Below are 26798 nucleotides of genomic sequence, written 5' to 3'. Positions count from 1 at the left end.
GTTAGTCGAGCTTGGCCACCGGCGGCTTTTGCCCGACAGTGAGGTCGTTCACGGGAACGATGGTCTTGGCCTCCGGCTCGATCGGCACCATTTTGTATTCCTGGCCGTGAAGGTTCTTGAGGTAGACCTCCATCTGCCGGAACGAGATGTTGATGTGCTGCTTCTTGAACTCGCGGTTGATGAAGCGGTTGATCTCGTCGAGCACCGGGTTGCGGTCGCCGAGGTCACGCACGTGCACGCGCAGTTCGTGATCCAGGGTGCTTTCGCCGAAGTTCAGGAAGTACACGTGTGGCTCGGGCTCCTTGAGCACGCGCGGGTTTTCCCGGGCGGCCTTGAGCAGCAGTTCCTTGACCAGGTCCAGGTCGGAGCCGTAGTCGACCCCGAGCTTGAGCGTCACGCGGGTGACGGTGTCGGTCAGGGACCAGTTGATCAATTGCCCGGTGATGAAGGTCTTGTTCGGGACAATGATGTCCTTGCGGTCGAAGTCGGTAATGGTCGTGGCGCGGATGCGAATCTTGCTCACCGTGCCTGACAGGTTGCCGATGGTGATGGTGTCGCCGATCCGGACCGGGCGCTCGAACAGAATCATGATCCCGGAAATGAAGTTGGCGAAGATTTCCTGCATGCCGAAACCCAGGCCGACCGAGAGCGCGGCCACCAGCCATTGCAACTTGTCCCAGCTCACGCCGAGGGTGGACAGGGTCGTGACAAAGCCGATACCCGCGATCACATAGGTCAGCAAGGTGGTCGTGGCGTAGGCGCTGCCCTGGGCCAGGTTGAGCTTGGACAGCACCAGGACTTCCAACAGCCCCGGCAGGTTGCGCGCCAGGGCCATGGTAATGCCGATGATGATCAGTGCGCCGAGCATGTCGCCGATGCTGATCGGGATCATGCTCATGTTGGCGCCGGTGCCGCTGGTGTATTCGTAGAGGGTGATGTTGTCCAAGTACGAGAACACCGTGATCAGGTCGGCCCAGACCCAGTACAGCGCGGCGATGAAGCCGCCGAGCAGGGCCAGGCGGATCAGGCGCAGGGATTGTTCGTTGACCTTCTCGATGTCCAGCGTCGGCTCTTCGACCACCGCATCGCCGTCACCGGCTTCTTTGGCCGCCTGGCGCTTGGTCAGTGCGCGCTGGTAGGCCAGGCGCCGTGCCGCAACCGCCAGGCCGCGCACGAAGGTGGCTTCGATGACCAGCCAGAACATCAGCAGGTAAAGGGTGTTGATCAGTCGGTCACTGAGTTTCAGGGCGGTATAGAAGTAGCCAAAGCACACGGCAATGAACAGGGCGACCGGCAGCACGGTGAACATCACTCCGACGGCCTTGCGGAACAGCGAGGCGTTGTTGTGGGTCGGGCTGTTGAGCAGCAGGCGGCTGAGCAGCCAGGCCATCAAGGCGTAGCAGGTCAGGACGACAGCGATGCCGAGCACGTCATCGGCGAGCGCGGCCGGTTGCAATTCGGCAACGGCCACCACGGCCACCAGCGCGAACACCACCATCCCGAGACGACGGATCCAGCGCCGCAGGAACTCCACCTGCGGTCGTTCCCAGCGGAAATGCAGCTCTGCCACACCGCCCGGTGCGAGGATCCGGTAGGCGGTGTAGAACACCAGCCACGCCTGGGCGACTTGCAGCAAGGCGGCCCCGAGGTTGGCGTTCTGCCCGCGCGCGTCAATCTGCAAGGCCAGGCCGCACAGTGCCAGGCCCAGGGCAACCGGCATCGCCAGCAACACGTTGATCATGATCGCCTGTGGCGTGTGCCATTGGCTGTCACGCTTGAAGTGGCCGATGTCCTGGTGAACCTTGTTCAATCGGGCATACAGGTATTTACGGCGCCACACCAGAAAACCAATCAGCAGTGCCAGCGGGGTGAACAGCAGCGGTCGCTGGATCAGGCCGTCACTCAATTCGCTCAGGCTTGAGGTCCATGGCAGGGTGTTGATCTGTTTCTCCAGGCGAGCCGGTACGCTGCGCATCCATTCCAGGTCCAGCGGCTTGTTGCTGGGGATCCAGAACATCTGTTCATCGAGCGTCGCGCGCAGATCCTGGGCCGTGGTGAGCAGTTGCTTCTGGTTGAGTTGCAGGGTGATGGATTCGTTGAGCAGTGAGCTCAGTTCACGGTTCAGGCGCTCCAGCAGGTCGGCACGGGTGACCGCCAGTTCCAGCAGGTTCTTGCGCAGTTGCGGGGTGACCTGATCGGCCGGTTGAGCGGCCAGCAAGTTACTCACATAGGCGACGGGATTGCCGAGCAGTTCGCGTTGTTGATTGACCTCGAACTGATACAGGCGAATGTCGGCAATCTGGTCGGCCAGGTCGCGGTCGACCCGCAGGCGCGGCAAGCTTTGCTTCTGCTTGTAGAGAATCTTGGACAGCAGCAGGCTGCCCTTGAGCACGCTGATCTGTTCATCCAGCGCGGCGTCGCTCTGGGTCACGCTGTCGAGTAGCAGCTTGGTCTGCAGGTTTTTCTGGGTCAGTTCGTTGAGGCGGTCGGTGCTTTTGAGCAGGTAGTCCGAGAGCTTCAGGTTGGCGGCGCTTTCAGCGGCGAGCAAGCTACTGCCACCGGCTTTCTGGGCTTCGATGGACTGCTGGGTGACGGTCTCTTGAGACTGGGCCAGGCGCTTCTGGTTGATCAGGTTTTGCAGGTCCTGGATCTCTTGCTCCATGCGCGCGGTGCGTTCCATCAGCAGGTCGCGCTGAGTATTGCCCAGGTCTTGCAGTTGGCTGTTCCCGGCCAGTTCCTGGCGGCGTAGCGGAATCAGCGCGTTCAACGCGGCGAGCTCGGCATTGAGCTGGTCGCGCTGCTCGTTGGAAAGTGCCTTGCCGTTATCCTTGCCCGCCTTGAGGATGTTGTTGATTTGCAGGATGCGGGTCTGGCTGCTGCTGATCTCCGCCTGGGCGCGCTCGGGACGGGTTTGCGCAGTGATGATCAGGCTGTTGGCCTCGGCCAGGGCCTTTTGTAGATCGCTTTGCTGGGTGCTGCGCTCGGTGAGCATTTGCTCGAGCTGCGACACGTTCAGATTGGCGTAGCGCTGGGCGACCGGCACCACCTTGGTGGCCTTGAGGCGTTCCAGCTCGCGCTGGTTCTCGATGTTTTGCTTTGGGGCGGTACTCAGTTGCTGCTTGAGGTCGCTCAGGCGCTTCTCGTTATCGGCCTGGCTGGACAACTGGATCAGCGTCTGTTGCAACACTAATTGCAGGGCCTTTTGATCCGCCTCGGGCAGTTTGCGTTCGGCAATCTTGTCCAGGCTCCTTTGCACAGCCTCGGCGGACGGTGGTTCGGCCGCCTGCAGGGTGCCGACGGAGAGACTCAGCCCCAGCAGGGCGATAGCTATGAATGTGCGCAGGGTTGGCATAAAGACCGATCGAGAACGTAGCGAAAAAAAGAGTTTAGAGGAACAACCCGGGACCTGGGCGACTTCCTTCGGGGAATCTGACGCCCACTTTGGCAATCTTGTTCCCTTCCATGACCGCCACCGTCCAGATGGTGTTGTTCCATTCCACCTGGTCACCGACCACGGGCGCGCCCCCGACTTTCTGGGTAATGAAGCGCCCCAGGGGCATGTCCGGATCGACCCCTTCGAGTTGCAGCCCGTATAGCGCGGAAACCGCGCCCAGCTGGGCGTCGCCTTCCAGGACGAAGTCGCCGAAGAAGCGCAAGTCGAGGCCCCGTTGTGGCGCCTGGCTGAAGAGTTTTCCCAGGGCCGGCAGGTTGTGTTCATGGCCAATGACACAGAGCAAATCGCCGACTTCAAGCACCGTACTACCCGACGGGTGGAGCAGTTGCTGGCCGCGAAACAGTGCCGCGATACGGGTGCCCTCGGGCATTTTCAGCTCGCGAAGGGCTGCGCCGATGCACCATTTCTCGGCACCCAGGCGATAAACGAACAACTCCCACTCGCTGGTGACATGCACTTCCAGCGCGGCGCGGGAGATGGGCGCGGGCTCTGGCGGAACCGTCACTTTCAGCAGCTTGGCGACCCACGGCAGGCTTGTACCTTGCACCAGCAGCGATACCAGTACGATAAAGAACGCGAGGTTGAAGTACAGCTGGGCATTCGGCAGGCCGGCCATCAGCGGGAACACCGCCAGAATGATCGGGACCGCGCCGCGCAGGCCGACCCAGGAAATAAAGACTTTTTCACGGCCATGAAACGCTTTGAATGGCAGCAGGCCGACAATCACCGACAGGGGCCTGGCAAACAGAATCATCCACAACGCCAGCCCCAGGGCCGGCAGGGCAATCGGCAGCAAGTCGTGGGGCGTCACCAGCAGCCCCAGCACCAGGAACATGCCGATCTGCGCCAGCCACGCCATGCCGTCGAGCATATGCAGAATGCCGTGACGGCTGCGCACCGGGCAGTTGCCGATCACCAGGCCGCACAGGTACACCGCCAGGAAGCCGCTACCGTGCAGGGCGTTAGTCAGGGCAAAGACCACCAGGCCACCGGCGATGACCAGAATCGGGTACAAGCCGGCGGCCAAATGGATGCGGTTGACCATTTGCAACATCAGCCAACCACCGCCCAGGCCAATCAGGCCACCGATACCGAATTCACGCAGCAGGTGTGTCAGCAGGCTCCAGTGCAGGCCGGTCTGGCCACTGGCAAGCATGTCGATCAGCGTAACGGTGAGAAACACCGCCATCGGGTCGTTGCTGCCGGATTCGATTTCCAGGCTGGCGGTCACCCGTTCGTTCAGGCCTTTGCCGCCGAGCAGGGAGAACACCGCCGCGGCGTCTGTCGAGCCGACAATGGCGCCGATCAGCAGGCCCTGAATCAGGTTCAGGTCGAACAACCATGCCGCCGCCATGCCGGTCAGCCCGGTGGTAATCAGCACCCCGACCGTGGCCAGCGATAAGGCCGGCCATAACGCCACGCGAAAGCTCGAGACCCGAGTGCGTAACCCGCCGTCGAGCAGGATCACGGCCAGGGCCAGGTTGCCGACCAGATACGCCGTGGGGTAGTTGTCAAAGATGATGCCGGCGCCATCGACGCCGGCAGCCATTCCCACTGCCAGGATGATCACCAGAATCGGGATACCCAGGCGGGAAGAAAGTGAGCTCACCAGAATGCTCGCACCTACCAGCAACGCGCCGATCAAGAACAGGCTGTTGATGGTCGTCGCATTCAAAGGCAGTACTCCAGAAAGCAGAAAGGCGGGCGCAAACGGACCATGCAGTGTGCGTGCCAGCGATTCTAACCTGTTGAAATGTGATGCTGTCAAAAAGCTTTTGACGCACGTAATACCCAGCGGGCCAGGCATGTGATCACTGTGGCGAGGGAGCTTGCTCCCGCTGGGACGCGCAGCTGCCCCAAAGCCAACGTCGCGGAGTTTCAGGCAAAACCTGTACGCAGGTTATGCGGCTGCTCCGCTCGAGCGCGGACCGGTCGACGGGAGCTTGCTCCCTCGCCACAGTGTGATCGGTGACTGTTACAGGTTGAACCGCCCAACCATGGTGTTCAGGTCCACCGCCAGGCGCGAGAGTTCGTTGCTGGCGGCACTGGTCTGGTTGGCACCGGTGGCGGACTGTATCGACAGATCGCGGATGTTCACCAGGTTGCGGTCGACTTCACGGGCCACCTGGGCCTGTTCCTCTGCCGCGCTGGCAATTACCAGGTTGCGTTCGTTGATCTCGACAATGGCACTGTTGATGGTGTCCAGCGACAGGCCGGCACCACGGGCGATGTTCAGCGTCGATTCGGCGCGTTCAGTGCTGTTGCGCATCGAATCGACGGCGTGTTCGGTGCCGCTCTGGATGCTGCCGATCATGCGTTCGATTTCGCTGGTCGATTGCTGGGTGCGATGCGCCAGCGCACGCACTTCGTCGGCGACGACCGCAAAACCACGACCGGCTTCACCGGCGCGCGCGGCTTCGATGGCGGCGTTGAGTGCCAGCAGGTTGGTCTGGTCGGCCAGGCCGCGAATCACGTCCAGCACCTTGCCGATATCACGCGACTCCTCGGCCAGGTTGCCGATCAGGGTGGCGGTGCTTTGCACATCGCCACTCATGCGCTCGATGGCGCTCACGGTTTCCTGCACCAGGTCACGACCGTCACCCGCAGAGGCGGTGGCGTTTTTCGAGGCCTCGGAGGTGCTGACCGCGTTACGTGCCACTTCTTCGACGGCGCTGGTCATTTCATTGACTGCCGTGGCGGCCTGCTCGATTTCGTTGTTCTGCTGGGTCAGGCCACGGGCACTTTCGTCGGTCACGCTGTTGAGCTCTTCGGCAGCGGAGGCCAACTGAGTCGCGGAACCGGAGATACGTTGCAGGGTATCGCGCAGTTTTTCCTGCATCTTCGACATCGCCAGCAACAGGCGACCGGCTTCGTCAGTACCGTCGACCGTGATCGGGCGCGTCAGGTTGCCTTCGGCGATGGCTTCGGCGGCGTTCAGGGCCTTGGCGATCGGCTGAGTGATGCTGTTGGTCAGCAACCAGGCGAAGAGCAGGGTCAGGGCAGTGGCGACCACTAACAGGGCGACTACCAGGTTGAACGCCGAAGCGTACTGGTCGGCGGCTTGCCGATTGGTGTCGAGGCTCCCCTGGGTGTTGATTTCCAGCAACCGGTTGAGCACCGCGTTGACTGCTTCGGAGTTGTTCAGCAGTTCGGTGTTGAGCAGAGTTTGCAGTTCGCTGACCTGATTGTTGCGCGACAGCGTCTTCATGCGCTCTTCAAGTTGGCGGTACTGGCCCAGCAACGTCACATACTGATCGTAGGCTGCGCGCTCCTGCGGGCTGGAGATCAACTTCTCGTAGCCCGTCTGGGCCTCGCGGATCTGCTGGTTGCGTTGGTCGAGCAGGGCGAGCGTCTGTTGTTGGGTGTCTGCTTCGCGGTTGATCAGCAAGCGGTAAGACAGCACCCGCAGACGCAATGTCAGTTGGGTGAACTCATCGAGGCTCTTGATGCTCGGTACGCTGTTCTGGGTAATGTCTTCGGCGGCCCCGCGAATCTTGCTCATCTGGTTCAGGGCGAATACACCGAGAATCAACATCAGCGTGCCAATCAGGGCAAAGCCGGCGAACGCCCGGGGGGCGATGTTCATAGAGCGTAGAGACATGGTTTTTTACCAAACAGACGCGCACGGGCACGAGGGCTGAGAAGGGGTATGCATGACTTATCGGTCATACGACTAAAGTCTTGAGTCGCTGCGTGCTTTTGCCGCAGATCCGCATGCGCTGACGAGCTGTCAGGAACCTGACCGGCCAATCGCAGTCTTTAGCACTCGCAAGCAAAGTTGCCGCCAGGAAAATCAAGGCTTTGCGCCGCAATAACCCTGGCGCCAGTGGTGACTTTTCTTTATCGTACGCGCCCTTTGAAAATGCCCGGAAAATCAAAAATGTTGGAAGCAACCCTGAGTCAATTGGAACAACTGGTCAGCGATCTGGTGCAACAGAACCAGGACCTGCAGACCGCCCATCAAGCCCTGAGTGCAGAGCTGGCCCAGGCCAAGGACGAAAACGAAAGCCTGCAACTGAGCCTGATGGAACAGGAAGAAAAGCAGGGTGCCACCGTCGCGCGCATTCAAGCCTTGGTTGAGCGTGTGAGCGCAGGTCCTGTGAACGCATGAGACAGGGTGCCGATGGGGTAAAAGTCGTCTCGATTCTTGGAGAAGACTATTCGATCAAGGCGCCGGCCGGGGAAGAGCAGACCCTGCTGGACGCCGCGCTCATGTTGAAAGCGGTGCTGGCTGAGACCAAAAAGAAATACCCGACCCTGATCGGGGACAAACTGCTGGTGCTGACGGCGATGAACCTGTGTTCGCAGCAGTTGGAAATGCAAAAGCGCCACCAGCAGGAACTCGACCGTTACCAAGAGCAAGTCAGCGCCACGGTTGAAGTGATCGCCAAGACGATCAACCAGGGTTGACGTCAGCGCTCGCTGGGCTCAAGTCTGTTTAATCAGAGCGCTCTCGATCTACCCGAGAGCGCTCAAGTGAAGCGTTCAGCCCTGTCAGGGCATCATGAGGTAGATCGATGGAGAGTACCCAGCTCCAGATTTGAGGAACAGTTTTTCTCGCACGATGCGGGGACCTCCATCCTGCACCAGGATATTGCCAGCTTGAATCATCCAGAGCATTTCCTCGAAGTTGACGGTCTGCTCCGACACCAACGTAACTTCCCCGATCGAAATCTCGATCAGGAAGCCGAAATCCTTTAGTTTGAACGTTTTCGTGACGACGGATAATTCATCCCCGTTGTGCTGCACTGTGTCGCCCACTTGAACGTTCTGCAGCATGCTCTGAAAGCTGGATATGCTCTCGCCGACTAATACATCTCCTTTCGCTGATGCAAGTGTGTTCATAACGTGTACTCCTTGTTTATGTGCTTGAAGCAGCGAAATCTACGCCTTACTCACCGCGCTGTGACCTATCTGACCTGATAGGTTCCCAGGCTGGTTTTTGTGATAGGGGCGCTGTTGATGGTTGGACCATGCCACGGTTTGTCGTAGGAAATGCTTATTGATTGACGCGGTTTACGCATTGTTTTGTATACAAACGGCATGGCTGTTGCAGTGTTTTTGCCTCTTACTCTTTGAGGGGTGCTCCATGCAGTTCTGGCGACGCAGTATTCAATGGCAGTTGATCCTCAGTATGGGCACCGCCCTGCTGGTCAGTATTCTGATCGTGGTCGGCATTTATACCCTGGTGGTCAACAACCTCGCCCAGCGCTATCTGGTCGAGCAAGCGCTGCCGTCGAGCATCGAGGCGATGCGCAACGACATCGAGCGGATTCTGGTTCAGCCGCTCACCGCCGCCAAGGACATCGCCAGCAACAGCATGGTGCGCGACTGGCTGGCCGAAGGTGAAAACAGTGTCCGGACGGCGACCTTCGCGCAGTATCTGGAAGGCATTCGCGCCGAACACAAGGCGTTCACCGCGCTAATCATCGGCGCCGCGTCGAACCACTACATCACTGAAAAAGGCCTGGATCGCACCCTTAGCCGCTCCAATCCCGCCGACGCCTGGTTCTATTCGTTCATGGACAGCAACCAGCCCCGCACCCTCAATATCGACAATGACACGGCCACCGGAGAATTGGCGCTGTTCATCGACCTCAAGGTCGAGCAGGCCGGTAAAGTCGTGGGCGTTGCCGGGTTGGGCCTGAGCATGAAAGAACTGTCGGAGTTGATTCACGATTTCAGCTTTGGTGAGCGCGGCAAGGTCTATCTGGTGCGCGCGGACGGTTTGATCCAGGTTCACCCCGAGGCGCAATTCAGCGGGAAACGCACCCTGAGCGAGCAGGTTGGCGCTGCGGCGGCGCAAGCGGTCATGGGTCAAAAATCCGCCACCAGCAGCAGCTTTGTCCGCGATGGCGAAGATTTCCTGGCGTTGAGCCTGCCCCTTCGCGATCTCGGTTGGACCCTGGTGGCCGAAGTGCCACAGTCGCAAATCTACGCGGAGGCGCGTCGCGCCATGTGGATGAGCAGCGGTATCGGCCTGGCGGTGGCACTGGTGTGCCTGTTGCTGGTGGTGTTGCTGGCCCGTGGGCTGGTGCGACCAATTCGTCAAGTAACAGCGGCGCTGGTAGCGATTGGTAGCGGTGGTGGCGATTTGACACACAGGCTGGACGCCAGTCGCGCCGATGAGCTGGGTGACCTGGCCCGCGGCTTCAATCGCTTCCTGGAAAACCAGCGCGGCATGATCGGCGACGTGCTGGCCACCAGCGAACGCTTGCGCACAGCTGTCGGGCAGGTGGCGCTGGTGGTGGAAAACACGGCGCAACGCTCCGGTCGGCAGCAGGAAATGACCGACATGGTCGCCACGGCAGTGCATGAAATGGGCCTGACCGTACAGGAAATCGCCCAGAACGCCGGCAATGCGGCGGTCGCTTCGCAGACAGCCCGAGATGAAGCCTTGCAGGCCCGCGAAGTGGTCGGCGGCTCGATCCGCCATATCGAAAGCATGTCCGACGAAATCGGCATTGCCGCCCAGACCGTGGGCGAACTGGCGACTCAGGTGGCGTCTATCGACCAGGTGCTGGCGGTGATCCGTGGGATCTCCGAGCAGACCAACTTGCTGGCGCTCAATGCCGCCATTGAGGCAGCGCGGGCTGGCGACATGGGCCGTGGTTTTGCCGTGGTGGCCGATGAAGTGCGCACGCTGGCGCGGCGTACGCAATCCTCTACCGATGAGATCCAGCAGATGATCGGCAGCCTCAAGCAGGGGGCGGAGAATGCGGTGTCGTCGATGCAGTCCGGACAGGCCGCAACCGGCACCGGTGTCGAGTCGAGCCAGCGCACGGGCGCCTCACTGACGGCGATTACCGGGCAGGTTGAACACATCAGCGACATGAACCATCAAGTGGCGACGGCCACCGAAGAGCAGTCGGCGGTGACTGAAGAGATCAATCGCAACGTGCAGGGTATTTCCGATCTGGCCCGGGCGACGGCGGGGGAGGTCAGGGCTTGCCGTGAGGATTGCCAGACGTTGCAGCGGCTGGCGGATGACCTGGCGCGGCAGATGGGTGGGTTCAAGCTGAGCTGATATGGCGTCTGCGCGAATGGATCTAAGCAGCACTACAAATACTTGGGGTCAGAACCACTCATCCTGCATGCCCAGGCACACATCATCCCGTGCCTCGAGAATCGCCAGCTCATGATGGCAAGCCGGCACTTCCCAGGTCAGGAAGTAGCGCGCTGCTTGCAGCTTGCCTTTATAGAAGCTCACATCCGCGGCTTTACCCTTGGCCAAGCCTTCCTCGGCGCGGATCGCCTGTTCCAGCCAGCGCCAGCCGATCACCGTGTGGCCGAACGCCTTGAGGTACAGCGCCGAGTTGGCGAGGCTGCCGTTGACCTTGCCCTTGGCCAGATCGGTCAACAGGCCGATGGTCACGGTTTGCAGGCGCGCCACCAGTCTCTCCAGCGGTTCGCGCAATGGGGTCAGCGATTCATGGGCGTGGGCCCGTTCGACGGTGTCGGCGATCAAGCGGATCAACTGTTTGAGCCCGGCTCCGCCGTTTTGCGCCAGTTTGCGCCCCAGCAAGTCCAATGACTGAATGCCATGGGTGCCTTCGTGGATCGGGTTCAGGCGGTTGTCGCGGTAGTACTGCTCTACCGGGTATTCGCGGGTGTAGCCGTGGCCGCCGAGGATCTGGATCGCCAGTTCGTTGGCCTTCAGGCAGAACTCCGACGGCCAGGATTTGACGATTGGCGTCAGCAGGTCCAGCAATTCATGGGCCTGCTTGCGTTCGGCTTCGGTCCCTAGCGTCGTGGTGTCATCGAACAGCCGCGCCGCGTATAGGCCAAGGTCGAACGAGCCTTCGACGTAGGCCTTCTGGGTCAGCAGCATGCGTTTGACGTCGGCGTGCTGGATGATCGACACCGGTGCGGTGTTCGGGTCCTTGCTGTCCGGCAGGCGGCCCTGCGGACGTTCGCGGGCATATTCCAGCGAGTACAGGTAGCCGGCGTAACCGAGCATCACCGCGCCCATGCCGACGCCGATTCGCGCCTCGTTCATCATCTGGAACATACAGCTCAGGCCTTGATGCGGCTGGCCCACGAGGTAGCCGACACACTCGCCGTTGTCGCCGAAGTTCAGCGCGGTGGAGGTGGTGCCGCGCCAGCCCATCTTGTGGAACAGCCCGGCCAGCAGCACGTCGTTACGCTGGCCCAGGCTGCCATCGTCGTTGACCAGGAACTTGGGCACGATAAACAGGGAGATGCCCTTTACCCCGGCGGGTGCGTCCGGCAGTTTGGCCAGCACCATGTGCACGATGTTTTCCGACAGCGGATGGTCGCCGCCGGAGATGAAGATCTTGTTGCCCTTGAGTCGATAGGTGCCGTCTGCAGCCGGTTCAGCACGGGTGCGGATGTCCGACAGCGACGAACCGGCGTGGGGCTCGGTCAGGGCCATGGTGCCGAAGAAACGGCCGTCGATCATCGGTTGCAGGAAGCGTCGTTTCTGCTCCTCGGTGCCGAAACTCTCGATCAGGTTGGCGGCGCCCATGGTCAGGAATGGATAGGAAGTCGTCGCCGCGTTGGCTGCCTGGAAGTGCGCGAAGCAGGCTTGCGACAACAGCGTCGGCAACTGCATGCCGCCCGCCTCGAAGCTGCGTGCAGCGTTGAGAAAGCCGGCTTCGAGAAAGGCATCCACGGCGGGTTTCACTTCCGGAATCAGAATCGCCTGACCGTTTTCATAGCGCGGCTCGTTCTCGTCGCCCTTGCGGTTGTGCGGGGCGAAGAACTTCTCGGCGATGCTGCGGGCGGTGCCAATGGCGGCGTCGAAGGTCTCGCGGTTGTGCTCGGCAAAACGCTCACGCTGGGTCAGGCCCTCGGCGTCGAGGACTTCGTACAGCTCGAAAGCCAGATTGCGGGAACTGAGCAGCGTCTCGGACATGGCGGCCTACCTGTTTTGGAATAGGCCGAGTCTAGGCGTGGGAAGGGCGGAGTGAACAGGATGATTGATTTGGGTGATAGAGGGGTAAAACACAACAGCGGAAAGTTTGCGGCGAACATTACCTGTGGCGAGGGAGCTTGCTCTCGCTGGGCTGCGAAGTGGCCCTGAATGCTGTAATCCGGTTATTTCAGATAAACCGCGCCGATCCACGGGCGGCTGCTGCGCACCCGAGCGGGAGCAAGCTCCCTCGCCACGGAATCATCAGCGTCAGGAAAAAAAATAGGCGCCGGTGAGGGCGCCCATTTTGTACAGCTAACGTATCGCGGTTTAGCCGATCGTCATCAGGCTGGCGTTACCGCCGGCCGCTGCGGTGTTGACGCTCAGCGCGCGCTCGATCACCAGACGCTCCAGCGCAATACCGGTTTCGCCCGGCGCCTGGCCGTGAACCCCGACGATGGCGCCGGCACGGGTTGCCACTTGCTGGCAGACCGCGCGCAACTGGTCGGAGTGGCCGTGATGCAGTACCGCATCGATGACCACTTCGTCCTTGGTCCAGTCAGCGACCAGCTTGATGCGTGCTTGCACGTCTTTTGGCAGGCGCGCCAGCAGTGCCTTGCTCAGCTCATTTTCCGGCACGACTGCCGAGCCACCCACGGCCAGTACCGCAGCCAGTTGGGTCAGCAGGTCGCTTTCGATTTCCGCCAGGCACAGCACGTGTTCGCGCGGCAGGATGGCATAGCTGTTGCGCTCGCCGGTCGGGCCAGCCAACACGCGGGTGATACCGCTTTGCGATTGCGCGGCGAACTTCACGCACAGGGCGCTCAAGTCGCTGAGCTTGTGGCTGTCGGCCCAGGCTTGCAGGGCGGTCAGCGGCTTGCTCATGGCATCACGCAGACGGACGTCCGGCGCGGTTTCGGCGTCGGCACGGGCAAAGGATTGCTCGATGGCGTCGCCAGGGCGGGTCGACAGCAGGCGGTACAGGTACAGCGGACCACCGGCTTTCGGGCCGGTGCCCGACAGGCCTTCGCCGCCGAACGGTTGCACGCCGACCACGGCACCCACGATGTTGCGGTTGACGTAGACGTTACCGGCGTTGACGTTGTCGATCACCTTGGCGATGGTCTCGTCGATGCGCGTGTGCACGCCCAGCGTCAGGCCATAGCCGGAAGCGTTGATCTGCTCGATCAGTTGATCGATTTCTTTACGCTTGTAGCGCACCACGTGCAGCACCGGACCAAAGATCTCGCGTTGCAGTTCGTCGAAGCTTTCCAGCTCGATCAGGGTGGGCATGACGAAGGTGCCGCGTTTGATTTCTTCGGCATTGGCGATCGCGACCTGGTACACGTTGCGACCTTTGTCGCGCATGCCCTGGATGTGTTTCTCGATGCCCGTCTTGGCTTCGGCGTCGATCACCGGGCCGATGTCCACGGACAGGCGCTCCGGGTTGCCGAGACGGCATTCAGCCATGGCGCCCTTGAGCATTTCGATCACGCGGTCTGCCGAATCTTCCTGCAGGCACAGTACGCGCAGGGCCGAGCAACGCTGGCCGGCGCTGTCGAAGGCCGACGAAACCACGTCGATGACCACTTGTTCGGTCAGCGCCGAGGAGTCGACGATCATTGCGTTCTGGCCGCCGGTTTCGGCGATCAGTGGGATTGGACGGCCCTGGGAGTCCAGGCGGCCGGCGATGTTGCGTTGCAGCAAGCGCGCGACTTCGGTAGAGCCGGTGAACATCACGCCTTTGACGCGATCGTCGCCGACCAGGCCGGCACCCACGGTTTCGCCACGGCCCGGCAGCAGTTGCAGCACGCCTTCCGGGATCCCGGCCTCGAGCAGCAAGCGCACGGCTTGCGCCGCCACCAGTGGGGTCTGTTCGGCCGGTTTGGCCAGGACCGGGTTACCGGCGGCCAGTGCGGCGGCGACTTGACCGCTGAAAATTGCCAGCGGGAAGTTCCACGGGCTGATGCACACCACTGGGCCCAGTGGACGGTGCGCGTCGTTGGTGAAATCGTTGCGGGCCTGTACGGCGTAGTAACGCAGGAAGTCCACGGCTTCACGCACTTCGGCGATGGCGTTGGCGAAGGTCTTGCCGGCTTCGCGAGCCAACAGGCCCATCAGCGGCTGGATCTCGGCTTCCATCAGGTCGGCGGCACGTTCCAGGATCGCGGCGCGTTCGGCTGGCGGGGTGGCCTGCCAGATCGGAGCAGCGTTCAAGGCGCACTGGATGGCGTTGTCGACGTCTTCGACGGTCGCTTCCTGTACATGGCCGACCACGTCACGCAGGTCCGACGGATTCAACACCGGCACAGGCGTTTCAGTGCTGGAGGCGCAACCGAGCATCGGCGCGGCTTTCCAGTTGTTGTGGGCGCTGGCCAGCAGGGCGCAAGACAAGGAGGCCAGGCGGTGTTCGTTGGCCATGTCGATGCCGCTGGAGTTGGCGCGTTCGCTGCCGTACAGGTCGCGTGGCAGTGGAATGCGCGGGTGCGGCAGGCCGAAGCCGCCTTCCAGCGTGGCCATCTGCTCGATCTGGTTCACCGGGTCGGCTACCAGTTCCTGAATGGAGATCGACTGGTCGGCGATACGGTTGACGAACGAGGTGTTCGCGCCGTTTTCCAGCAGGCGACGTACCAGGTACGCCAGAAGGGTTTCATGGGTGCCGACCGGTGCGTACACGCGGCACGGACGGTTCAGCTTGCCCTCGGAAACCTTGCCTACAACCTGTTCGTACAGCGGTTCACCCATGCCGTGCAGGCACTGGAACTCGTACTGGCCCGGGTAGTAGTTCTGCCCGGCGATATGGTAGATGGCTGACAGGGTGTGGGCGTTGTGCGTGGCGAACTGCGGGTAGATGACTTCCGGTACCGACAGCAGTTTGCGCGCGCAAGCGATGTAGGAAACGTCGGTGTACACCTTGCGGGTGTAGACCGGATAGCCTTCCAGGCCTTCGACCTGGGCACGCTTGATTTCGCTGTCCCAGTAGGCGCCTTTTACCAGGCGGATCATCAGGCGATGACGGCTGCGGCGAGCCAGGTCGATCACGTAGTCGATCACGTACGGGCAACGCTTCTGGTACGCCTGGATCACGAAACCGATACCGTTCCAGCCGCTCAGTTGCGGCTCGAAGCACAGGCGCTCCAGCAGATCCAGCGACAGCTCCAGGCGGTCGGCTTCTTCGGCGTCGATGTTCAGGCCGATGTCGTATTGCTTGGCCAGCAGGGTCAGCGACAGCAGGCGCGGGTACAGCTCGTCCATCACGCGCTCGTACTGGGCACGGCTGTAACGCGGGTGCAGGGCCGACAGCTTGATCGAGATGCCCGGGCCTTCATAAATGCCACGACCGTGGGACGCCTTGCCGATCGAGTGAATGGCTTGCTCGTAGGACGCGAGGTATTTCTGCGCGTCATGCTCGGTCAGTGCAGCTTCACCGAGCATGTCGTAGGAGTAGCGGAAGCCTTTGGCTTCAAATTTGCTGGCGTTGGCCAGGGCTTCGGCGATGGTTTCGCCGGTCACGAACTGCTCGCCCATCAGGCGCATGGCCATGTCGACGCCCTTGCGGATCATCGGCTCGCCGCTCTTGCCGATGATGCGGCTCAGGGACGAGGTCAAGCCTGCTTCGTTATGGGTGGAGACCAGCTTGCCGGTCAGCAGCAGGCCCCAGGTCGCGGCGTTGACGAACAGCGACGGGCTGTTGCCCAGGTGCGGCTGCCAGTTGCCGGTACTGATCTTGTCGCGAATCAGGGCGTCACGAGTGCCCTTGTCCGGGATACGCAGCAGCGCTTCGGCCAGGCACATCAGTGCCACGCCTTCCTGGGACGACAGGGAGAATTCCTGCAGCAGGCCCTGCACGATGCCGGCACGGCCACCGGCGCTCTTCTGATTGCGCAGTTTTTCAGCAATCGAGGCGGCCAGCTTGTTGGTGGCCTCGGCCATTGGTGCCGGCAGGCGAGCCTGCTCCAGCAGCATCGGCACCACTTCCGGCTCCGGACGACGGTAGGCGGCGGTGATCGCAGCACGCAATACCGATTGCGGCAGGATGCTCTCAGCGAATTCAAGGAAGCACTGGTGCGCATGGTCGACTTGAATGTCGGTGCCTTCATCCAGCTCAGGACGGACCGAACCATTGAGTTCGGTCAGGGTTGCACCACCCTCGAGTTTTTCCAGGTAATTGAAAATCGCCTGCTTGATCAACCAGTGTGGCGTGCGATCAATCGAGGTCGCGGCGGCCTTGAGGCGTTCGCGGGTCGGGTCGTCGAGTTTGACCCCAAGGGTGGTGGTAGCCATATTTTTATCCTCATGTTTGCCACGACTGCGTGGCATCAGCTGGCGGCAAGATTAGCCGTGCGCCGAAAGAGGTGCAACCGGGTGCAACCTTTTTTTGCCGGAAAAACAGGCAACTCGTCAGGAAATAAATTCTGGCACGCGGGTGCTGCTCCTGCTTGGTGCTATTTGTCTTGGTTGGCGATGTTTCTTGCTCCGAAAAGGAGCAAGAAACCCTTACCTAAAAAATATTTCCGACTAGGTGCAACTTATTCGGGCGAAACTGGTTGCACCTTATTTGCTTTGTTGAATAGGATTCGCGCCCAAGGTGCAACCGTCCACGAGACAGTTCATCGGCTGATGGCTTTCCTGGGGAAACATCAGTCATAAATGCGCGGATTACCCGATCGTCTTTCAAACGTAATCGTTTGGCGGCGGTTCAGCAGACCGCCGCTACATAAAAACAAAGCCAGGGCGTAACTCAATGAGTGCTAGCAATCCAACCTTGATCACGTTTGTGATCTACATCGCAGCAATGGTGCTGATCGGCTTCATGGCCTATCGCTCCACCAACAACCTCTCCGACTACATTCTGGGTGGCCGTAGCCTGGGCAGCGTCGTGACCGCGCTCTCCGCCGGCGCTTCCGACATGAGTGGCTGGTTGTTGATGGGCCTGCCGGGTGCCATCTACATGTCTGGCCTGTCTGAAAGCTGGATCGCCATCGGCCTGGTCATCGGTGCCTACCTGAACTGGCTGTTCGTAGCCGGTCGTCTGCGAGTACAGACCGAGCACAACGGTGACGCGCTGACACTGCCGGACTACTTCTCCAGCCGTTTTGAAGACAAGAGCGGCTTGCTGCGCATTATCTCGGCCGTCGTGATTCTGGTGTTCTTCACCATCTATTGCGCCTCCGGCATCGTGGCGGGCGCTCGTCTGTTCGAAAGCACCTTCGGCATGTCCTACGAGACCGCGCTGTGGGCGGGTGCTGCGGCAACGATTGCTTACACCTTCGTGGGTGGTTTCCTGGCGGTGAGCTGGACTGACACCGTGCAAGCCACGCTGATGATCTTCGCCCTGTTGCTGACGCCGATCATCGTGCTGCTGGCCACCGGCGGCGTCGACACCACGTTCCTGGCGATCGAAGCGCAGAACCCCGACAACTTCAACATGCTCAAAGGCACTACCTTCATCGGCATCATCTCGCTGATGGGCTGGGGCCTGGGCTACTTCGGCCAGCCGCATATCCTGGCGCGCTTCATGGCGGCGGATTCGGTGAAGTCGATTGCCAATGCCCGTCGTATCTCCATGACCTGGATGATCCTGTGCCTGGGCGGTACCGTTGCCGTTGGTTTCTTCGGTATTGCCTACTTCTCGGCCAACCCGGCCATGGCGATGCCAGTCAGTGAGAACCACGAGCGTGTGTTCATCGAACTGGCCAAGATCCTGTTCAACCCATGGATCGCCGGTGTGCTGCTGTCGGCCATTCTGGCTGCCGTGATGAGCACCCTGAGCTGCCAGTTGCTGGTGTGCTCGAGCGCCCTGACCGAAGACTTCTACAAGGCTTTCCTGCGCAAGAACGCTTCCCAGCTTGAGCTGGTGTGGATCGGTCGTGCCATGGTGCTGGCCGTAGCACTGGTTGCCATCGTGATGGCCGCCAACCCGGAAAACCGCGTACTGGGTCTGGTCAGCTACGCCTGGGCCGGCTTCGGTGCTGCCTTCGGTCCGGTTGTGCTGATCTCGGTACTGTGGAAAGGCATGACCCGTAACGGCGCTCTGGCCGGTATCGTGGTCGGTGCTCTCACCGTGATCGTCTGGAAGCATTTCGAACTGCTGGGCCTGTACGAAATCATCCCGGGCTTCATCTTCGCCAGCCTGGCCATTTTCCTGGTCAGCAAGATGGGTGAGCCAACGGCCGGCATGCTGCAGCGTTTCGCCGCCGCCGAGAAAGATTTCCACCTGAACAAGTGATGGGAAGGGCGAATGCCCTGATCAATCACTGACAAAAGAACGGCCCGCAGCCAACTGGATGCGGGCCGTTTTTTTGTGCCGGCTCGCCCGGCGGATACCAGCCTGGGCGGCGTCCCGGGGCCCGCTCGGCTGCGAACCCCTGACGCTGGGCGCGGTACAGGGTAAACTTCGCCTCCTTCGCAGGAGCAGCCATGAATTATCGTCACGCCTTCCACGCCGGCAATCACGCCGACGTGTTCAAACATCTGACTTTGACCCGCCTCATCGCCTTGATGTCGCGCAAGGAACAGCCGTTTGCCTATCTCGACACCCACGCCGGCATTGGTCTGTATGACTTGCAGGGTGACCAGGCCAGCCGTACCGGTGAGTATCTGGAAGGTATCGCACGCTTGTGGGGCGAGCCGGATCTGCCGCTGCTGACGGCGGACTACATGCAGGTGCTGCATGAAATGAACCCGGATGGCCAGTTGCGTTACTACCCGGGTTCGCCAGAGCTGGCGCGACGCCTGACCCGCCCGCAAGACAGGGTACTGCTCAACGAGAAACACCCGGAAGACGGCTTGCTGCTCAAGGACAACATGAAGGGCGATCGCCGGGTCAAGGTGCACCTTGGCGAAGGCTGGCATGTTCCGCGTGCATTGTTGCCGGTACCCGAGAAGCGTGGGTTGATGCTGATCGATCCGCCGTTCGAGAAGCTCGATGAGATGCAGCGCTGCGCGGCTTCCCTGAAGGAGGCGATTGGCCGGATGCGGCAGTCGGTGGTAGCGATCTGGTACCCGGTCAAGGACCAGCGGATGTTGCGTCGCTTCTATCAGGACCTGGCCGGTTCGGGCGCGCCGAAGCTGTTGCGCGTGGAACTGCTGGTGCATCCGCTGGATACGCCCAACAGCCTGAATGGCTCCGGAATGGCCATTGCCAATCCGCCATGGGGGCTGGAAGAGGAGCTGCGCGAACTGCTGCCGTGGCTGTCGAAGAAGCTCGGCCAGACCCAGGGCGGCTGGCAGATGGATTGGTTGATTGCCGAATAATGTGTGGCGAGGGAGCTTGCTCCCGCTCGGCTGCGAAGCAGTCGTAAAATCGGTATGTAGGTTCTATCTGAAAGAACGTTGTCGCCGATTTTAGGGCCGCTTCGCGCCCCAGCGGGAGCAAGCTCCCTCGCCACAGGTACTGTGTTCATCCATTAGATCGGGCAGGTCACGCCTGTACCGCCAATCCCGCAATACCCCTCGGGGTTCTTCGCCAGGTACTGCTGGTGGTAGGCCTCGGCGTAGTAGAAGGTCGGGGCTTCTTCGATCTCGGTGGTGATGCTGCCCAGGCCGGCCTTGGTCAGTTCCGCCTGGAACACCGCCTCACTGGCTTTCGCCTCTTCCAGTTGCTCAGGTTTGACGGCATAGATCACCGAGCGGTACTGGGTGCCGATGTCGTTGCCTTGGCGCATGCCCTGCGTCGGGTTGTGCAGTTCCCAGAACATGGCCAGCAGTTCCTTGTAGCTGATCTGGTCCTGGTCATACACCACCAACACCACTTCAGTGTGGCCGGTCAGGCCCGAGCAGACTTCTTCGTAGGTCGGGTTTGGTGTGAAGCCGCCGGCATAGCCCACCGCCGTGCTCACGACGCCTTCGCGCTGCCAGAACTTACGTTCCGCACCCCAGAAACAGCCCAGGCCGAAGATCGCGAACTCCACATTGCCAATGAATGGACCGAGCATGTACTGGTCCTTATTGACGAAGTGTTTCTCCGGCACGGTGATCGGGGATTCGCGGCCGGGCAGAGCTTGTTCTTTAGTAGGGAGCACGTTTTTGTTCACCAGAATTTCCGAACGCAAGACCATGATCGGTCCTCCAGTCAGGTTGGGGATGTCGATAAGTAGAGTGTCAGTGTGCCCGAGTGTTACAGCGCTGTCAGGCGTTTGGGCCGCGTGGATAGCGTTTGAGCTTCTCGATCAGCTTGGCGCCCGGGATCGGCCGGTCGAACAGGTAGCCCTGGCCGACGTCGCAGCGGTGGCGACGCAGGAACGCCAGCTGTTCGGCGGTCTCGATGCCTTCGGCGACTACTTTGAGCTTCAGGTTGTGGGCCATGGCGATCACGGCGGAGGTGATTTCCATGTCGTCCTGATTGTCCGGGATTTCATGAATGAAGCTGCGATCGATCTTGATGATGTCGATCGGGAATTTCTTCAGGTAGCTGAGCGACGAGTAGCCGGTGCCGAAGTCGTCCATGGCCAGGGTAAGGCCCAGGCGCTTGAGTTGGTCGAGTTGCAAGTGGGTGTCTTCGGTGGCCTCCAGCAGCAGGCCTTCCGTCAGTTCCAGCTCCAGCAGTTGGGCGGGCAGTTGTTCGTCCTTGAGAATGCCGGCGATCGACGACACCAGGTCCGGGTCGGAGAATTGCTTGGGTGACAGGTTGATCGCCACCTGCAGGTTGCCCAGGCCGGCAGCGGTCAGGGCTTTGCTCATGCGGCAGGCTTGTCGGGCGATCCATTTGCCGATGGGGATGATCAGTCCGGTCTCTTCGGCGACGCTGATGAACTGATCCGGACGAATCATGCCCTTTTCCGGATGGTCCCAACGTAACAGCGCTTCCATCCCCAGCAAGCGGCCAGTGCGCAGGCACAGCTTGGGCTGGTAGAACACGTCCAGTTCATTTTGCGTCAGCGCACGGCGCAGGTTGTTTTCCACGAACAGCTTGTAGCTGGCCTCGGCATTCAACGCTTCGGTGAAGACCTGGACCTGATGTTTGCCATTGGCCTTGGCCTTGTGCAGGGCCAGCCCGGCATTGCGCATCAGGGTCTGTGGGTCGCGGCCGTGCAAAGGCGCGCAGGCCACGCCCACGGAGCCGGTGACGCTGATCAACTGGTTGTCGACGAACATCGGTTTATCCAGCGTCATCAGCAGCTGGCTGGCAATTTGTTGGCCGACATTCAGGTGGGTGTCGTCCAGTAGCACCGCAAACTCATTGCTGGCGAAACGCGCCAGGCTGCCACTCGGGCTCAGACTGTTGCGCAAGCGTCGCGCCAGGCTGATCAGCAACTTGTCGCCGGTCTGGTGGCCGAGGCTGTCGTTGATCCGCTTGAAGTTGTCGATGTCCACCAGCAACAGGCAGATCGGGCTGTCGCTGTCGCGGGCAAAACGCTCGTCGAGGTTGCGAATGAACGCCGGGCGATTGCCCAGGTTGGTCAGGTTGTCGGTGTAGGCCAGGCGCTCGATGCGTTGTTGAGCGAGCTTGGTCTGGGTGATGTCTTCGTAGATGCCGATGTAGTGAGTCAGTTCGCGGTTGTCGCCGTACACCTTGGAGATCGACAGCTGGCCCCAATAGGGTTCCAGGTTCTTGCGCCGGCTTCTGAACTCACCTTGCCAGCTGTTGCTCTTGGCCAGGCTCGAGGGCGCGTCGAACAGCAGTTCGCTGAGGTTTTCCAGCGCCGGCAGTTCCGACAGGCGATGGCCGTGGACTTCTTCGGTGCTGTACTGGGTGATGGCCGTGAAACTTGGGTTGACGTACTCGACCACGCCGTCGCGGTTGACCAGCAAAAAGGCGTTGGCGCTCTGTTCCACCGCACGCTGGAACAGGTGCAGGGCGCTGGTGGCCGTGCGGCGATTGTGGTTGTTGATGACCTGGGCGAACTGGTCGGCCAGCTCCCCGGCGAAGGCAATCTCGTCCGATTGCCAGGCGCGGGTCACGCCTGTCTGTTCCAGGCAGAGCACGCCCACCACGTGGCCGTCGACGCGGATGCTGGCGTCGAGCATGGCGTTGACGTCGCGCGGGCGCAGGCTCTCGGCCATTTCCCGGGTGCGTGGGTCGCGCATCGCATTATGGGCGTCGATGGCGCGGCTGGTGTGCAGGGCTTCCAGATAATCAGGGAAGCTGCTGACGTCGATCACCTCGGGTAACCGGTACTCCTGGGAGGCGCGGTGGTAGGCGGAAACCGGTACCAGGTGCTGGCCTTCAAGGTTCCACAGGCTTGCGCTGTCTATCTGGTAGATGTCGCAGGCGCTGCGGGTGATCAGTTGGGCCGCTTCCTGCAACGAATTGCCGCTGCTGTAGCGCTGTCGCGTGAGCAGCAGGATCAAGTCCTGCTGGGCGCGTACGCGCTTCAGGTGCAGCAGTTGCTCCTGCTGGGCGCGCTGGTTCAGCTCCAGGGCGATTTGCAGGCGCGAGTTCTGGGTTTCCAGGTCGAGTGCCGACAGTAGCGTGTTGTTTTCGAACAGGCCGTCGACCACCAGCAGATAGCCACGTAGCAGGTGGCGATTGTGCTGTTTGTAGGCCTCACCCAGTTCAAGCAGGCTCAAGGAGCCTTGGGCGGTGTGGAGGGTGTACCGGATCAGGTAATGGGGGCTTTGTGTCAGTTGCTGCTGGATGGTGTCGTGCAATTGATAGCGGGCTTCGGGCTCCATCAGGCTCGCGTAGGGCGAGCCAACCAGAGCGCAGAGCTCGACAGCGGGCAAACCGAACTGGCGTTCGCAGTTGGGGTCGAGAAACAGCAGGGCCCAGCTTGCTTCATTCAGCCGTTCGAAACGCAGCATGCCGAGCCGCGAGGGCACTGGCAACTGCGTCACTACCTCGGCCACCATACGGCTGGTGGCATCGGGATGGCTTTTCATGAAAGAAACTCGCTTCGAAAGTGCTGAACGCGCCGGGCTCACGCCCTCTGTACTGTTGTCTGCGGCAAGGTTGCATGATGCAGCACTGACTGACAATAGAAGATGAAGGCTAAGTGCTATAGGTCTGTATCGGCACAAGAGTGGATTTCTGTAGGAGCGGGTGCATGCAGATGCAGGCGCCATGGTGTGGCGCTCCGACTTGCCAGTGAAGGCGGGATGCCTGACGGATCGCGCGGTCCTGTTCGCCAGCAAGCCGGACCCTGTAGAGGCTCTGGCGTTAGAGAGGAATGTGCAGCGCCAGGTTTACAGCATCCAAATAGTCACCGTTCGAGTCCCGGTACTCCACGCGAATCTTCTCGACGTCGACCGTCAGGTGGGCGAAGTTGTCCTGGCTGATCACCTTGCTCGTCAATTCAAGGCGATAGTCGCCTGTCGCGGTTTGCACCAGTGGCTGATCAAGGATGAAGTTCGACGCTTTGGCATAGGGCAGCCATGCGCTATTGCAAAAGGGTGACGAGACGATGGTGTGCACCTCGAAGTCCGGGTCTTCGCTGTATCGCAGGCGGCTGGTCATCGAGCCATGAACGTCACCCGATACGATGACGACATTCTTGATTTTATGGATGCGGATGGTCTCCAGGATTCGCAGGCGCTGCTCGGGGAAGGCTTTCCAGGCATCGCCGTCATCGCTTTTACTGTCTGGGTAGAACATGACACTGGTGACCAGGAATTTGACCCGCGCCGGGCTATTGATCAGCCACTCGAGCAGAGCTTGCTCCTGGTCTGCATCGAGGATGCGTCGATCATCGACCGCGAGGTTGCGCCGGGTTCGGCTGTCCGTCACGAACCACTCGGTATCCCCTTGCGCAAACCGGTACCAGTAATGTTTCAGTTCGAGAGCGGGTTGCCCCTCTGTGAGCGACTCATGCGCGGGGCTGTGGCTGGCTTGATAGATTTCATACGCCGCCATGGCATTGCGATAAAGCGCGGCGTCATTGCTGTTGGCTTTGGCGGGCCAGTTATCCTCTATTTCATGATCGTCCAGGATCATGTAAGTCGGTACGGATGCCATTAATGCCTGGATATGCGGTTGAGAAAAGGCCGCGCGATACTTGTCGAGTATCTCGCGGTACTCGCGATCAGGGCTGACAAGGTTCATGTCATCTACGTATACCTGATCACCTGTCATGATCAGGGCACTGACCGGAGGCCAGGATTTTTGTACCAGGCGATTGATGGCACCAAAAATCTTGTCGCCCTTTGACGGTAATGACGGGACCCCCAGCGTCATGCGCAAATAGCGACAAGAGCCGACGATGTAGCTTCTAGGTGTGGTGATCTCGCTGGACGTGGTGTGAAAGCGATAAACCTCCTTGGGCCATTGCAATGGCATTTGCCGCAGGGCTTCCGGTGACGGTTTTGTACCGTCGGTGCCGAACCAGCCTGCTTGGTATTCATAGTGAGTGTCGGCGTGCAAGTGGTGGAGTGCGATGACATTCGACAGGTCGCGGAGTGGGTCGAGTTCGGCAAATATGCCACTGGACCACTGTGTATCGCCGATACGGCGATAACGTATCGCGGCAAATACCGAGTCTTTTTTTTGCAGGTCCCCGCGTAAAAATATACGTGTGTGATGAGTTGTCGTATGGCCAATGATTGGGCCGACAGTAGGCTTGAACATATTCGAGTCCATTCGAAATGCAGCGGTGGAAGTTGGGGCGAACAGCAACATCAATGCGCTTCGCCAGAGACGTATCGTAGGGCGCTCAGGAAGATAAATATTGAGGGGCGAGCAGACCTTGAATGTGCTCTGAGTAAGCTGCGGTTGTGGTCTTGAGCGTTATTGCCAGTAGGAAGGGTTACGGATATTTAGCGGGGGTATAACGGGGCGGAGTGTTTCACGGGCAAAAAAAGCCCCGCCAAATTGGCGGGGTTGAGGTACGAGCGTGGCGCTCGGAAAACGTGGAACGCGAGTGGCCCTCCGTTGAGGGAGGGCCGCCCGGTCTTACAGCAGGATAGTGCGGATGTCGCCCAGCAGGTCACTCAGACGCTTGGTGAAACGGGCCGCAGCGGCGCCGTTGATCACACGGTGGTCGTAGGACAGCGACAGTGGCAGCATCAGTTTCGGCTGGAAGGCTTTACCGTCCCAGACAGGCTGGATGGTTGCCTTGGAAACACCGAGGATCGCCACTTCCGGCGCGTTGACGATCGGCGTGAAGCCGGTGCCGCCAATGTGGCCGAGGCTGGAAATGGTGAAGCAGGCGCCTTGCATGTCGTCAGCGGTGAGCTTTTTGTCGCGGGCTTTGGCTGCCAGCGCGGCGGCTTCGGCTGCCAGTTGCAACAGGCTCTTCTGGTCGACGTTCTTGATGACCGGTACCAGCAGGCCATCCGGGGTGTCGACCGCGAAGCCGATGTTCACGTACTTCTTGCGGATGATCGCCTTGCCGCTTGGCGCCAGCGAACTGTTGAAGTCCGGCAGTTCCTTGAGCAGGTGCGCGCACGACTTGAGCAGCAGCGGCAGGATGGTCAGCTTGACGCCAGCCTTCTCTGCAACGGCTTTCTGAGCGATGCGGAACGCTTCCAGCTCGGTGATATCAGCCGAGTCGAACTGAGTCACGTGCGGAATGTTCAGCCAGCTGCGATGGAGGCTCGACGCGCCGATCTGCATCAGGCGGGTCATCGGCACTTCTTCGGTTTCACCGAAGCGGCTGAAGTCCACGACCGGAATCGGTGGAATGCCGGCACCGCTGGTTGCGCCTGCAGCTGGAGCCTCTTTGGCCTTCTGCATCATGGCTTTGACGTAAACCTGTACGTCTTCCTTGAGCACACGGCCGTGTGGGCCGCTTGGGCTCACGGCATTCAGTTCGACGCCGAACTCGCGGGCCAGCTGGCGTACTGCCGGACCTGCGTGCACCTTGGCGCCGCTTGGCGCAGGTGCTGCAACCGGGGCTGGCGCAGCCTCGGCTTTGACAGCCGGTGCCGGTGCCGCAGCCGGTGCTGCCGCTGGCGCGGGAGCCGCCGCTTGCGCTGGCGCAGCCGGTGCCGCAGCACCCGCCACTTTCAATTTGAGGATAAAGTCGCCAGTGCCGACTTCGTCTTCGAGTTTGACCGCGATGCTTTCCACCACGCCGGCAGCCGGCGAAGGGATTTCCATGCTGGCCTTGTCGGACTCCAGGGTGATCAGCGATTGATCAGCCTCGACGGTGTCGCCGACCTTGACCAGCAGCTCGATGATCTTGGCCTTGCCCGATGAGCCGATATCCGGGACGTGGATGTCCTGGATGGTGGCGGCAGCAGGTGCCGCCGCTGGCGCTGGAGCAGCAGCTGGTGCTGGCGCAGCAGCAGGAGCCGCGGCGGCCGGAGCAGGAGCGGCGGCTGGCGCCTCGGGTGCCGCAGCGGCACCCTCGACTTCCAGTTCCATCAGCTCGTCGCCTTCTTTCAGGCGATCGCCCAGCTTCACTTTCAGGCTCTTGATGACACCGGCCTTGGGGGCCGGAATCTCCATGCTCGCCTTGTCCGACTCAAGTGTCAGCAGGCTCTGGTCAGCTTCGATGCGATCACCGACCTTGACCATCAGTTCAATTACTTCACCTTCACCGCTGCCGATGTCAGGTACGCGAATGAGTTCGCTCACAGAGTCTCTCC

Annotated in this window: 14 protein-coding genes and 3 pseudogenes; 6 read left to right on the top strand and 11 right to left on the bottom strand. The window is 60.7% G+C overall.

Going from position 1 to position 26798, the window contains the following annotated elements; translation table 11 throughout:
* Nucleotide 1 precedes the first annotated feature (1 nt).
* From mscK to AC3WQN_RS07865, 4 genes and pseudogenes are all read right to left on the bottom strand, one after another.
* Nucleotides 2-3352: a mechanosensitive channel MscK gene (mscK, locus tag AC3WQN_RS07880; RefSeq protein WP_103398890.1), complete on the bottom strand. Its 3351-nt coding sequence runs from the start codon at nt 3350-3352 to the stop codon at nt 2-4.
* A gap of 34 nt (nt 3353-3386) precedes the next feature.
* On the bottom strand, nt 3387-5129 hold the full coding sequence (locus tag AC3WQN_RS07875; protein WP_095078077.1) for a potassium/proton antiporter: 1743 nt from the start codon (nt 5127-5129) through the stop codon (nt 3387-3389).
* A gap of 300 nt (nt 5130-5429) precedes the next feature.
* Nucleotides 5430-6029 (bottom strand): annotated as a pseudogene (locus AC3WQN_RS07870) (methyl-accepting chemotaxis protein); the annotation flags it as partial.
* A gap of 303 nt (nt 6030-6332) precedes the next feature.
* Nucleotides 6333-6989, bottom strand: a pseudogene (locus AC3WQN_RS07865) (MCP four helix bundle domain-containing protein); the annotation flags it as partial.
* A 345-nt stretch (nt 6990-7334) separates the two neighbouring features.
* Between AC3WQN_RS07865 and AC3WQN_RS07860 the strand changes: the two are divergent.
* Nucleotides 7335-7565 carry a hypothetical protein gene (locus AC3WQN_RS07860; RefSeq protein WP_103398892.1) on the top strand — a complete coding sequence of 77 codons (231 nt, stop codon included), beginning with the start codon at nt 7335-7337 and terminating at the stop codon, nt 7563-7565.
* Nucleotides 7562-7864 (top strand): cell division protein ZapA, encoded by a 303-nt coding sequence (locus tag AC3WQN_RS07855; protein WP_095078080.1) that lies wholly within the window; start codon nt 7562-7564, stop codon nt 7862-7864. The genes AC3WQN_RS07860 and AC3WQN_RS07855 overlap by 4 nt, the downstream gene beginning before the upstream one ends.
* Nucleotides 7865-7948: 84 nt before the next feature.
* Here the strand turns inward: AC3WQN_RS07855 and AC3WQN_RS07850 are convergent, their stop codons facing one another.
* Nucleotides 7949-8299 (bottom strand): hypothetical protein, encoded by a 351-nt coding sequence (locus AC3WQN_RS07850; protein ID WP_103398893.1) that lies wholly within the window; start codon nt 8297-8299, stop codon nt 7949-7951.
* Nucleotides 8300-8543: 244 nt separating this feature from the next.
* On the opposite strand from AC3WQN_RS07850, the pseudogene AC3WQN_RS07845 reads away from it, so the two are divergent.
* Both AC3WQN_RS07845 and AC3WQN_RS07840 read left to right on the top strand, forming a co-directional pair.
* Nucleotides 8544-9614 (top strand): annotated as a pseudogene (locus AC3WQN_RS07845) (HAMP domain-containing protein); the annotation flags it as partial.
* A gap of 21 nt (nt 9615-9635) precedes the next feature.
* Nucleotides 9636-10481 (top strand): methyl-accepting chemotaxis protein, encoded by an 846-nt coding sequence (locus AC3WQN_RS07840; RefSeq protein WP_492606938.1) that lies wholly within the window; start codon nt 9636-9638, stop codon nt 10479-10481.
* 48 nt (nt 10482-10529) lie between these two features.
* On the opposite strand, the gene AC3WQN_RS07835 is transcribed toward AC3WQN_RS07840, so the two are convergent.
* Both AC3WQN_RS07835 and putA read right to left on the bottom strand, forming a co-directional pair.
* On the bottom strand, nt 10530-12332 hold the full coding sequence (locus AC3WQN_RS07835; protein WP_103398895.1) for an acyl-CoA dehydrogenase: 1803 nt from the start codon (nt 12330-12332) through the stop codon (nt 10530-10532).
* A gap of 327 nt (nt 12333-12659) precedes the next feature.
* Entirely contained in the window at nt 12660-16613 is a 3954-nt protein-coding gene (gene putA / locus AC3WQN_RS07830) for a trifunctional transcriptional regulator/proline dehydrogenase/L-glutamate gamma-semialdehyde dehydrogenase (RefSeq protein ID WP_103398896.1), read from the bottom strand.
* Between the two features lie 460 nt (nt 16614-17073).
* Between putA and putP the strand changes: the two genes are divergently transcribed.
* Nucleotides 17074-18558, top strand: a complete 1485-nt coding sequence (gene putP / locus AC3WQN_RS07825; RefSeq protein WP_103398897.1) for a sodium/proline symporter PutP — start codon at nt 17074-17076, stop codon at nt 18556-18558.
* Nucleotides 18559-18749: 191 nt separating this feature from the next.
* A complete protein-coding gene (locus AC3WQN_RS07820) occupies nt 18750-19586 on the top strand; it encodes a 23S rRNA (adenine(2030)-N(6))-methyltransferase RlmJ (protein ID WP_103398898.1) in 837 nt (278 codons plus the stop codon).
* A 152-nt stretch (nt 19587-19738) separates the two neighbouring features.
* On the opposite strand, the gene msrA is transcribed toward AC3WQN_RS07820, so the two are convergent.
* The 4 genes from msrA to aceF all read right to left on the bottom strand — a co-directional run bounded on the left by msrA (nt 19739) and on the right by aceF (nt 26787).
* Nucleotides 19739-20389 (bottom strand): peptide-methionine (S)-S-oxide reductase MsrA, encoded by a 651-nt coding sequence (msrA, locus tag AC3WQN_RS07815; RefSeq protein ID WP_103398899.1) that lies wholly within the window; start codon nt 20387-20389, stop codon nt 19739-19741.
* Nucleotides 20390-20459: 70 nt separating this feature from the next.
* Complete coding sequence (locus AC3WQN_RS07810; protein ID WP_103398900.1) at nt 20460-23153, bottom strand: putative bifunctional diguanylate cyclase/phosphodiesterase; 2694 nt, start codon at nt 23151-23153, stop codon at nt 20460-20462.
* A gap of 277 nt (nt 23154-23430) precedes the next feature.
* On the bottom strand, nt 23431-24834 hold the full coding sequence (locus tag AC3WQN_RS07805; RefSeq protein WP_103398901.1) for an alkaline phosphatase D family protein: 1404 nt from the start codon (nt 24832-24834) through the stop codon (nt 23431-23433).
* 324 nt (nt 24835-25158) lie between these two features.
* A complete protein-coding gene (gene aceF, locus AC3WQN_RS07800) occupies nt 25159-26787 on the bottom strand; it encodes a dihydrolipoyllysine-residue acetyltransferase (protein ID WP_103398902.1) in 1629 nt (542 codons plus the stop codon).
* Nucleotides 26788-26798: the final 11 nt, after the last annotated feature.

The organism is Pseudomonas sp. FW300-N1A1 (assembly GCF_058789115.1).
Note: the sequence above shows the minus strand (reverse complement) of the source record. Positions and strands in the feature narration are given on the sequence as shown.